We start from the raw sequence: 9,155 nt of genomic DNA on the forward strand, positions 1-9,155 counted from the left end.
CTCCGGGCGTAGCTGCGTCCTTCCCTGGTCGTGGTGAGGTGTGTCAAGGGTCGAACTTGTTCGAGCCCGAAGGGCCGCGAAGCGCCCTTGACTCACCTCACCGCGACTAGCAAACTCACGCAGCCCGGCGACGCGAACCACATCCACCTACCGGCCCGCGAACCACCCCCACCCGACGCACCGGTGTTACGGCTGGCGGGTTAGGGCTTTGGCTACTTCCTCCAGTACTACGAGGTTGCGGCCATACGTTACTGCGGTAGGTACAGCGGCTGGGACGATTGCGCGGTCTTCTGGGATGCCTGTGCAAAGGACGAAGACGTCGCCCTCGTGGTCCTCGAGGAGTCGGCCGAGGGCGGCGCGCATCCACGGAGTACGGACTGCGTCTTGGATTGCGACGACCAGCGGGCGGCCGATCGCGGCGGCTTGGGCGGCCGACAGGGCGTCGGCGTCTTCGCCGCGCAGGACGACGCCGTCCGACCCCCGAGCGATCCGCGCGAACACCTCGGGAAGGCCGCTGAAGTAGGGGTTCCAGGCTGGGTGCAGTCCCTGCGTCAGATCCACCACGTACGGCGATCCGCCGAGTGCCGTGAATTCTTGCCCAGCCACCGTCCGTGCCGCCACCTCGCGGATCGGCGCACCGTCGAGCCCGGGCTGACGGGTCCTTTGAGCAAGGGCTGCAGCGAGTTCACGGACCCGCCGGGCCGCGTCAGCCAGCCGGGTGGCGTCCAGTGATCCGTTGCCGACGGCATCGACCAGGCGCGCGGTCAGTGCCTGCGGATCCGCTTCGCCGATCGCGATCATCGCCAGGTCGGCCCCGGCCCTGATCGACGCGACCGCGGCATCCTCGATCGACCGGGTCGCGGTGATCGCCTGCATCTCCAGCGCATCGGTGGTGATCACCCCGGTGAAGCCGAGTTCTTCCCGCAGCAATCCGTGCAGGATCCGGTGAGACAACGTGGCCGGCTGATCGTCGTACGCGGAGAAGATGATGTGGGCGCTCATGATGACGTCGGCGCCGGCGTCGATCGTGGCCTTGAACGGCGCCAGTTCGACGGCGGTGACCTCCTCGATCGAACGGTCCACCCGTGGCAGGGCGAGGTGGGAGTCGACCGCGACGTCGCCGTGGCCCGGGAAGTGCTTCGGGCAGGCGGCGATGCCGGCCTGGTGGACGCCCTCGACGAAGGCGACACCGTGCCGTGAGACGACGCCGGCCGTCGTACCGAAGGATCGGGTCGAGATCACCGGGTTCGCCGGATTGCTGTTCACGTCGACCGACGGGGCCAGCATCAGGTCGATGCCGAGTGAGGCGAGGGTCGCCGCGGCGTCCCGGGCCGAGGCTCGGGTCAGGTCCAGGTCGTCGAGCGCGCCTAGCGAGCGGGGCGAGGCCAGCGGCCACGGGTTCGCGGGGGCGAGGTGACTGAATTCGCCGCCTTCGTGATCGATCGCGATCAGCAGGTCCGGCCGTTCCGCCCGCAGGGACGCGGTCAGGGCGGTGACCTGTTCGGCGTCGGCGACGTTGCGGGTGAACAGGATGACGGCACCCAGACCGTCGGCGACGGCTCGCCGTAGGTCGTCCGGGGCGGTGGTTCCGGTGAAGCCGACGATCAGCGCGCCGGCGGCGTCACGATCCACCGACTGGGGCTCGGAGGCGGAGAAGGTCTTCGACTGTTCAGTCATCCGGACACCCTCTCCTGTCCAGCCCTCGGAACACCAGTCCGAGTCTGCGTCGGAACCTTCCTCACCTCGACGCCTGTAGGTCATCCGAGGTTCGCCTGCCGACGCGACGGTGGGTGGGTAATCGATTCCACACGACTGTTACGGAGCCCGCCCATGCCCGTCACACCCATCAGCCGCCGGACCCTGCTGGCGGCCTCGGCCGCGACCGCAGCCGGGATCAGCGCTCTGTCGGCCGGTTCAGCAGCCGGCTCTCCCGTTCCGGTCCCGTCCGGTGGACCGGCCCAACCGCTCGGCGATCCGTTCACGCTCGGCATCGCCTCCGGCGACCCGGACTACAAGAGCGTGGTGCTCTGGACCAAGCTCGCCCTCGATCCACTGGCCACCGACGGCCTGGGCGGAATGCCCAGCCGCCGCTACTCGGTCCAGTGGCAACTCGCCCTCGATCCACAGATGCGCAAGGTCGTCCGGGCCGGTGTGGTCTCGGCGGGACCGGAGTCCGCGCACGCAGTCCACGTCGAGGTCAGCGGCCTGCTGCCGGGTCGCGAGTACTTCTACTGGTTCCGTTGCGAGCGGCACCTGTCTGAGGTCGGCCGCACGGTGACCACGCCCTTCCCCGGCACCTACGGCTCTCCCCTGGCCATGTCGTTCGTCTCCTGCTCGAACTTCCCCGCCGGCTACTTCACCGCCTATCGGCGAATGGCCGAGGAGCACCCGTCGCTGATCGTTCACCTGGGCGACTACATCTACGAAGGGGCCGGTGGTACAGGGGACCGGACGCACTCCCCTGCCAAGGAGATCTGGACCCTGGCCGACTACCGGGTGCGGCATGCGCAGTACCGTGCCGACCCCGACCTGCAGGCCGCGCACCAGGTGGCACCGTGGGTCGTCGTCTGGGACGACCACGAGTTGGAGAACAACTACGCCGACGAGATCCCGTCGCCTCCCGGGCAGGCAGGCTTCCTGGAGCGGCGCGCGGCGGCGTACCGGGTCTACTACGAGAACATGCCGCTGCGGCGCAGCAGCATTCCGAGTGGCATCGACATGCAGATCTACCGGCGGATCCAGTGGGGTCGGCTGGCGGCGTTCCACATGCTCGACACCAGGCAGTACCGCAGCGACCAGGCCTGCAACGACACCACCTCGGACTGCCCGGCCGCGCTCGACCCGGCCCGGTCGATCACCGGTCCGCAGCAGGAGAAGTGGTTGCTGGACGGCCTCGGCCGGTCCTCCGCCACCTGGGACGTGATCGGACAGCAGGTGTTCTTCGCCGCCCGCGACTTCACCGCCGGACCGGCGGTCAGCTTCAGCATGGACGCCTGGGACGGGTACGTCGCGTCGCGGCAGCGGATCCTCGACGGCATCCAGCAGCGCAGGGTGAAGAACCCGGTCGTACTGACCGGCGACGTCCACAAGCACTACGCGAACGACCTCAAGGCCGACTTCCGCAACCCGGACTCGGCCACCGTCGGCGTCGAACTGGTGACCACCTCGATCACCTCCGGCGGCGACGGCACGGCCACGCCGACGGCCGGCGAGCTCCAACTGCTGGCCGAGAACCCGCACATCAAGCTGGTGAGCAATCAGCGCGGCTACGTCAGCACCCGGATCGAGCGCGACAGCCTGCGCGCCGACTTCAAGGTGCTGCCGCACGTCACGACTCCCGGAGCCCCGATCTCGACCCGGGCGTCCTTCGTGGTCGAAGCAGGTTCGCCGGGCCTCAACCAGGTCTGACCCGCTCTGACAGGAACCGCCATCCGGCCGCTGGGCCGGATGGCGGTTCTCTCTTTCCCCGGCCGTCACTGATAGCAAGATCCGCCCTGTCCGTGCCCTGCCGACGCCATCGTTGTCAGCCTTTGTCATGGCAAATGTATGGCCCTCCCGTGCGGGAGGATGGCCAAAGTCCGTGATCGAGCTCTCGCTGAATCGGCCGGTTACGGATAACGTTGTCTCTCGACCTTGACCGCTCTCGACGGAGCCAGATGACCGTGACCGCACAGCGCACTCCGCACTCGCACTGACAGGGGAACCATGAGCGACGAGGCAACGGCTGTTCTCGGCATCGACATCGGCGGCACGAAGATGGCCGCCGCGATCGTGTCCGCGGACGGCGAGATCCTCACCGGAGACCGGATCCAGACGCCGCCCGGCGACGCGGACCAGGTCTTCGCCGCGCTGGGCGAACTGATCGGCCGGGTGCAGGGCGACCTGAGCCCGGCCGCGGTCGGGATCGGCTCGGCCGGGCCGCTCGACCAGAAGCACGGTCTGGTCTCGCCGGTCAACATCGCCGGCTGGCGGAACTTCCCCCTCGTCGACCGGGTCCGGGCGCTGGTCGGTGACGTGCCGGTGGAACTGGGCGTGGACGGGCACTGCTTCGCGCTCGGCGAGTTCTGGACCGGTGCCGGACGCAACGTCGACAACCTGCTCGGCATCGTGGTGTCGACCGGTGTCGGCGGCGGCATCGTGGTCGAGGGGAGGCCGCTGCTCGGGCAGTCCGGGAATGCGGCGCACCTCGGGCACATGGTGGTGGACCTGGACGGCGAGGCCTGCGCGTGCGGGTCGTACGGGTGTGTCGAGACCTACGCGAGCGGGCCACGGATGGTCGCCCGGGCCCAGCGCAAGGGCTGGCGGCCGACCGAGACCGTGGACGCAGCCGTGCTGTCGGCAGACGCGGCGGCCGGCGACGGGATCGCAGTACAGGTTTTCGATGACGGCGCTCAGGCTCTTGCCGCGGGCATCGTTGCGACCGCCGTCACGGTCGACCTGACCACCGTCGTGATCGGCGGCGGGGTGGCGAAGGCCGGCCCGGTGCTGTTCGACCCGGTCCAGCGCTGGGTGAAGCGGCTCGCGCAGCTCCCTTTCGTCGCCGACCTCACCGTCGAGCCGGCCCAATTGGACAACGCCGGCCTGCTCGGAGCGGCCCGGCTGGCCTGGGACGCCCTCCGGTAACCCTCTGCACACACTCCTGCCGCGCGGAAAGGGGTCTCCCGCGCAATTTTGTGCAATTTTTACCCAATTGCCAGGAACCCTGTAACGACCACCCCTGTCCACCCGATGCAACGGATGGATGGGGTGGGGGCACGTCATCCAAGGGCAATCAGGGGGGCCTGCCTGCCAGGGATTGACCGTACGCGTGTGCGGCGGAGAGGAAACTCTCCGCCGCTCGCGCGGACAGCTCAGCCGTACGCATGTCCAAACAGTGTTGTCCGGGGCAACACTCGACCGTAGGGACAGGTCCTGATGGACGTGGTCGTACTACTGATGCTCGGCCCTCTGATCGCGGTCGCCGCGGTCAGCACCGCCGTCGCTGCCGGCTCCCGTGGGAACGGGCCGGACCTGGGCGACGTCGGATCCGTCTGGGCCGTGTTTGCCCTGCTCATCAGCGTGACCAGCGCCCACGGGCTGCTGCGCCGAGGAGTCAGGGGTGCGATCGATCCTCAGGAGGGATGAGGATCGACGCGGGTTCTGCACCGCGGACGGTGGGCGTGGTGGTAGCGGGAGGCTGCCATCGCGCACAAACCCCCGTCCACGGTGCAGAACCGACGTCCCGGGGTACTCCGGGACGCGAGGCCGGCCCAGATCCGTGCCGGCCGGGATTCGTCTGCCGGTCAGTTGAGTTCTAGCGCGGCGAACATGCCGGGCTCGTAGGAACCTCCCGGGTTGCGCACGATCACGCCCATCCGGTTGGCCGCGTTGATCATGGCGACCACGCAGACCAGTGCGCCGACCTGGTCATCGTCGTAGTGCTTGCGCACCGCGGCCCAGGTCTCGTCGGACACGCCCTGGTGGGCGTCGGCGAGCCGGGTGCCCTCCTCGGCGAGCGCCAGCGCCGCTCGCTCGGCCTCAGTGAACACGCTGGACTCGCGCCAGGCGGCGACCAGGTGGAGCCGGACAGAGGTCTCCCCGGCGGCCGCGGCCTCCTTGGTGTGGAAGTCAACGCAGAAACCGCAGCCATTGATCTGGCTGACGCGCAGTTCCACCAGTTCCCGCAGAGGTTTCGGCAGCGCCGACTGCTCCAGGGCCAGCGCAGTGTTGTAGAACCGCTTGGAGACCTTCGCGGCGGTCGGGCTGTCGAACAGGTTGAAACGGGGCTCCATGACATCGTCCTCACTAGTGGAGTTGCACTGACGAACACAAGATGCCGGCCACCCGATCGACGTGACAGCGCGGTGGTGTGACGTGAGCCACCGATCTTCGGTGTCACAAACCGGTGGGATCCGGCGTCTTGTGGGCGGCACAGTCGAGAGTGAGGAGTCACCTATGCCGGACCCTGGTACTGCGGCATTCGTTGCCCACCGCAACCTGCTCTTCACGGTCGCCTACGAGATGCTCGGGTCGGCCGCAGACGCGGAGGACGTTCTCCAGGAGACCTGGTTGAAGTGGGCGGGCGTCGATCTCGACACGGTGAGGGACCAGCGCGCGTACCTGGTCCGGATCACCACCCGCCAGGCGCTGATCCGGATACGCACGCTCGGCCGTCGCAAGGAGTCCTACGTCGGCTCGTGGTTGCCTGAGCCGTTGCTCACCGCGCCGGATGTGGCCGAGGACGTGGAGTTGGCAGAAAGCGTCTCGATGGCGATGCTCCTAGTACTGGAGACCCTCGGACCGACGGAGCGGGCGGTGTTCCTGCTGCGCGAGGTTTTCGCTCTGGAGTATGACGAGATCGCGGAAGCCGTCGAGAAGAGCCCGGCCACGGTTCGCCAGATCGCCCACCGCGCGCGAGCCCATGTCGCCGCGCGCCGGCCTCGCGGAGTCGTCTCTCCGGCCGAGACCCGCGGTGCGCTCGAGGCGTTCCAGCGAGCAGTCCACACAGGCGATCTGCAGAGCCTGCTGGACATCCTCGCGCCCGAAGTCGTCCTGATGGCTGACGGTGGCGGAGTCAAGCAAGCCTTGCGGCAGCCCATCGTGGGAGCCGACAAGGTGGCCCGCTTGCTGGCCGCCGGCTCGAACCTGGTCAACGCCGAGATGTCCGCAGTGCAGGTCAATGGCTCCCCTGCTCTGCTAGTCCGGCTCAACGGAGAGACCGACGGCATCATGGCGATGCGAATCGACGACGGCCTCGTCACCGGCCTGTACTTCGTCCGCAACCCCGAGAAGCTGTCCCACCTCGAGCACGAAACCACCGTGAGCCGCTGACTCCAGACGTCAGGCTTTGAGCCAGTCGGGTTCGGGGAGCAGGGCGCGGTCCAGTTTGCCGCTGTCGTCCAGGGGGAGTTCGTCGACCGGGATCAGGTCCACCGGGACCAGGTAGATCGGTAGTTCCTTGGTCAGGTCCAGCATCAGGCGGGCCAGTACTGCGGGATCGTCGTCTTCAAGTACGACGTAACCGAGCAAGCAGGTCTCACCGGCCGGCGCTGTACAGGCGATGACAACCGCATCCGTTACCCCGGGCAGATCCGCGAGTACGTGCTCGGTCTCGCCCGGCTCCACGCGGTGGCCGCGGATCTTCACCTGGTCGTCGACGCGACCCAGGTAGTCCAAGGTGCCGTCGGTGCGCCACCGGCCGAGGTCGCGGCTGCGGTAGAGCCGCCCGCCCGGATTTGCTGGGTCACTCACGAACGCGGCCTCGGTCTCGTCCGGTCGTCCGAGGTAGCCCTGGGCAACGGCCACACCACCGAGGTGGATCTCCCCGATCGCGCCGACCGGTACCGACCGGAGTGCCTCGTCGAGGAGCCGGACCACGACGCCATCGATGGGACGGCCGATCGACGGCCGGTCCTCGGCGGGATCGACCTGGTGGATCGTCGCGACCACCGACGCCTCGGTCGGGCCGTACTCGTTGTACAGGGCGATATCCGGATGCGCCTCCAGGAACTCCCTGATCCCGTGCGTCAGCACCATCGCCTCGCCACCGGCCACGACCTCCCGCAGCGCGGGTAGTTTCGGCATCTCGGGCATGGTCGCGAGCAGCGCGGTCAACGGGGTGAAGGTCATGAACAGCCTTTCGACCTCGTACTCCGCGAGCGCGGCGACCACCGCATCCGGGTCGTACCGGTCGTCCTCGCCGATCAGTACCAGCGCGGCGCCCGACGCGAGCGCGGTGAACATCTCCTCGACGTGCACGTCGAACCCGAACGAGGTCCACTGCAAGGTCCGCAGCGACGGCCGGGTCCGCAGGTACTGACGGACCAGATTGACCGGGCCGCGATGCGGAACCGCGACGCCCTTCGGGTTGCCCGTCGAGTCGGACGTATAGATGCAGTAGGCAACATCATCTGCCGCTGCCCGAACCGGCGGAGCCTGGTTGGCGCGCGCGTCGCCGTCCACGGCCGCGACCGGAACCAGCTTCAGGCTAAGGCGATCCGCCAGCGCCGCGTCATCCCCGACGAGCGCGACCGCTCCCGCGTCGGAGGTCATGTAGGCCCACCGCGACTCCGGTACGCCGGGGTCCAGCGGCAGGTAGGCTGCACCGGACTTGAGCACAGCCAGTACTGCGACGACGAGTTCCGCGCCACGGGCGACCCGGATGGCGACGAGTTGCCCCGGCTTCACGCCGAGGTCGACCAACTGCCACGCGATCGCATTCGACCGGCGATCCAGTTCGGCGTACGTCAGGTCGCGATCCCCGTGGATCAACGCGGTCGCGTCGGGCGTCCTCGCCACCTGCTGCTCGAACATCGTGTGCAGGCCGCTGAGTTCCCCAGCCACCACGGCGTTCCGGCGTACGCGGCCGATCGGTCCGGTCTTCGGGGCCAGGCCTTCGAGCTCCTGGAGTTCCTGCCGGTCGGAGTCGATCGGGATCATGAGTTCCGGAAGGGACAACTCGGGCTCGGCGGTGGCGCGACGCAGTACGGCCTCGAGGTAACCGAGGAGTCGCTTGATGCTGGACTCGTCGAAGAGCCCGTCGCGGTAGTCCGCGGTGCAGCTGATGCCGGCGGGGTGATGCGCGAGCGTGAGCCGGAGGTCGAGCCCGGGCGTGAGCTCGTCATCACCGGCTTCGAACTCGACCAGTACCAGGAACAACGGGTCCTGCTCGAACACCCCGAGATCGACCGAGGCATGATCGAACGCGCCGGTCGTTGCCTCCCGCACCCGCTGCGCCAACTCCCCGAGATCCGGCTCCCCCGACAAGTCAACCCGCAACGGCAACGGGTGAAAGCTCTGAGCCACATTGGAGCCCTGGGCAACGGCTTCATCATTGCTCTGCGCAATGGTCTTGTTGCTTTGTCCAACCGTTTCGGGGTTCGGCGCCGCAGTCGCGTTCGCAGTACCAGGTCGCCGCAGCGCGGCAGTACCGATCGTGATGTCGTCCTGAGCGGCGAACCGTGCCAGCACCGTGCCGACAGCCGCGAGCATCGTCATCAACGGACTGACACGACGATCCCGGCTGAACGCGAACACCGCGTCCCCAAGCTCCGCGTCCAGCTCGTGAACGTACTTGGCCGCCCCTTCGCTAGCCGTCGGCCGCGGCCGATCCGTCGGCAACACCAACGGCTGCGCGCCACTCAACACACCCTGCCAGTACTCCAGATCCCGGGCCC

Annotated in this window: 7 protein-coding genes; 4 read left to right on the top strand and 3 right to left on the bottom strand. The window is 68.2% G+C overall.

Annotated elements, in window-relative coordinates; translation table 11 throughout:
• Positions 1-186: 186 nt before the first annotated feature.
• Positions 187-1,677, bottom strand: a complete 1,491-nt coding sequence (gene nagZ, locus VFG33_RS39335; protein ID WP_325058134.1) for a beta-N-acetylhexosaminidase — start codon at positions 1,675-1,677, stop codon at positions 187-189.
• Positions 1,678-1,830: 153 nt separating this feature from the next.
• Between nagZ and VFG33_RS39340 the strand changes: the two genes are divergently transcribed.
• From VFG33_RS39340 to VFG33_RS39350, 3 genes are all read left to right on the top strand, one after another.
• Entirely contained in the window at positions 1,831-3,408 is a 1,578-nt protein-coding gene (locus VFG33_RS39340) for an alkaline phosphatase D family protein (protein WP_325058135.1), read from the top strand.
• A 297-nt stretch (positions 3,409-3,705) separates the two neighbouring features.
• Complete coding sequence (locus VFG33_RS39345) at positions 3,706-4,623, top strand: ROK family protein (RefSeq protein WP_325058136.1); 918 nt, start codon at positions 3,706-3,708, stop codon at positions 4,621-4,623.
• Between the two features lie 291 nt (positions 4,624-4,914).
• A complete protein-coding gene (locus VFG33_RS39350) occupies positions 4,915-5,124 on the top strand; it encodes a hypothetical protein (protein ID WP_325058137.1) in 210 nt (69 codons plus the stop codon).
• 158 nt (positions 5,125-5,282) lie between these two features.
• On the opposite strand, the gene VFG33_RS39355 is transcribed toward VFG33_RS39350, so the two are convergent.
• A complete protein-coding gene (locus VFG33_RS39355; RefSeq protein WP_325058138.1) occupies positions 5,283-5,771 on the bottom strand; it encodes a carboxymuconolactone decarboxylase family protein in 489 nt (162 codons plus the stop codon).
• A gap of 163 nt (positions 5,772-5,934) precedes the next feature.
• On the opposite strand from VFG33_RS39355, the gene VFG33_RS39360 reads away from it, so the two are divergent.
• Positions 5,935-6,810, top strand: a complete 876-nt coding sequence (locus tag VFG33_RS39360; RefSeq protein ID WP_325058139.1) for an RNA polymerase sigma-70 factor — start codon at positions 5,935-5,937, stop codon at positions 6,808-6,810.
• Positions 6,811-6,819: 9 nt separating this feature from the next.
• Here VFG33_RS39360 and VFG33_RS39365 read toward each other — a convergent pair.
• Positions 6,820-9,155: non-ribosomal peptide synthetase (locus VFG33_RS39365; protein WP_325058140.1), on the bottom strand; the 2,336-nt coding region annotated here is incomplete at its 5' end.

Origin of the sequence: Kribbella sp., from assembly GCF_035687465.1 — a bacterium.
In the GTDB taxonomy this organism is placed as follows: domain Bacteria; phylum Actinomycetota; class Actinomycetes; order Propionibacteriales; family Kribbellaceae; genus Kribbella.

Bases quoted from the DNA above. Each gene is read 5' to 3' on its own strand.
- nagZ (WP_325058134.1), bottom strand. From the start codon at position 1,677: ATGACTGAACAGTCGAAGACCTTCTCCGCCTCCGAGCCCCAGTCGGTG.
- VFG33_RS39340 (WP_325058135.1), top strand. From the start codon at position 1,831: ATGCCCGTCACACCCATCAGCCGCCGGACCCTGCTGGCGGCCTCGGCC.
- VFG33_RS39345 (WP_325058136.1), top strand. From the start codon at position 3,706: ATGAGCGACGAGGCAACGGCTGTTCTCGGCATCGACATCGGCGGCACG.
- VFG33_RS39350 (WP_325058137.1), top strand. From the start codon at position 4,915: ATGGACGTGGTCGTACTACTGATGCTCGGCCCTCTGATCGCGGTCGCC.
- VFG33_RS39355 (WP_325058138.1), bottom strand. From the start codon at position 5,771: ATGGAGCCCCGTTTCAACCTGTTCGACAGCCCGACCGCCGCGAAGGTC.
- VFG33_RS39360 (WP_325058139.1), top strand. From the start codon at position 5,935: ATGCCGGACCCTGGTACTGCGGCATTCGTTGCCCACCGCAACCTGCTC.